Genomic DNA, 1,730 nt, shown 5'->3' with positions numbered 1-1,730 from the left:
CAGGCTGGGACATAAATGTCTCTGACTAAACAGAAAACGATAATTTCTATTGAAATAATGTAGAAATTATCGTTTTCTTTATTTTTATCAAATAGTGTAGCTCGTTGAGCTACTATTTTTCTTACATTCAATGCCATTAGGACAAATCCTAATTCTCTTTTGACTTTGTCTATCCCTCGAACTGACACTCGAGTGAAACCCAAAATAGCCTTCATGAATCCAAAAACTGGTTCTACATCAATTTTTCTTTGATTGTAGATTTTTTTCGTTTTTGGTTCAGAAAGCATTTGATTAATTTGATATTTAAAGTATTCCCAGTTATAATTCTTCATTATTTTCTTATTTGATTTTGAATTTGACTTTATACATTGATTTTTCAGTGGACAACCTGAACAATCATCACATTCATATAATTTAAAATCTCGTTTGAATCCATATTTGTCATGTCGGTAAGCATATCTATTAAAACCCAATCGTTTATGATTTGGACAAATAAATTCATCATTGATTTCATCGTATTTCCAATTCTGAGTATTAAAAATGTCACTTTTAAATTTTTTAGTCTTATCTTTAATAAACATACCATAGGTAATAAGTGGTGTTCTGTTAAAATCATCTATAATAGCCATATAATTGGATTCACTACCATAACCAGCGTCAGCTACAATATATTCAGGTAAACGACCGTAGGTTTTTTTAATCATAGTTAAAAAAGGGATTATTGTTCTTGTATCTGTTGGGTTTTGATACACACCATATGATAAAACAAATTGAGAATTTGTCGCTATTTGTAAGTTATATCCTGGTTTAAGCTGTCCATTTTTCATATGATCATCTTTCATTCTCATGAAAGTCGCATCATAGTCTGTCTTAGAATAACTATTTCTATCTTGGAGTATCTCTTTTTGTGTTTTATATTTATACTTTCTTTCTGAATAATCATTAAATTTCTTTTTATGCCTTTTTATTTCAGTTCGCTTTTGGCGTGTTTTCTTTCTTTTCAGAGGACATTTTTCATGTTCAATACGATGATTTAAATCTTCAATTTCTTTATCTAAATGAGTGCCAATTAAATCTATTTCTTCTTGTGTTAATTCATGATTATTATCTATTTTAATATTTGGTATGATTTTAGTTTTCACTAATTCATGGTAGAGTGCTTTAGAATCTTCATTCATTGCTGATTCATAATTTTGAATACTCTTTTTCCATACAAATGTATATCTATTGGCATTAGCTTCTAGCTTTGTACCATCAATAAAAATACTTTTTTCATCTATAATATTTTGTTTCAGACATTGACTATGAAATTGAATAAATAATGACTCTAACAATGCATCTATTCTAGGGTTTACTCTAAAACGATTAATTGTTTTATATGACGGTGTTTGATTTTGTGATAACCACATCATTCTAATACTATCATTGAGCATTTTTTCTATTTTACGCCCAGAAAATACGGATTGCGTATAGGCATATAGAATAACTTTTAACATCATTTTAGGATGATATGACGTAGCACCTCGATGATGTTTGAATTCATCGAATTCACTTTCAGGGATTGTTTCAACGATTTCATTAACATATTGTGACATGTCATTTGCGGGAATAAGAATTGAAGTTTCCATTGGTAGTGTAAGTTGAGTCATGTTATAATTTTTATACATAAGGCACCTCGTTAATTTAGTTTAGTAGTGTTTATTAAATTATACGAAAGGGCCTTATTTTTT

Annotated in this window: 1 protein-coding gene; it reads right to left on the bottom strand. The window is 28.7% G+C overall.

The features are described 5' to 3' along the window. Positions 1-1,667 (bottom strand): IS1182 family transposase (locus ACSULM_RS12445; protein WP_436863110.1); only part of this gene is annotated, 1,667 nt, incomplete at its 3' end. Positions 1,668-1,730: the final 63 nt, after the last annotated feature.

The organism is Staphylococcus caeli, from assembly GCF_051413795.1.
GTDB classification, from domain to species: Bacteria; Bacillota; Bacilli; order Staphylococcales; family Staphylococcaceae; genus Staphylococcus; species Staphylococcus caeli_A.
This window is presented reverse-complemented; position numbering and strand designations above follow the sequence as displayed.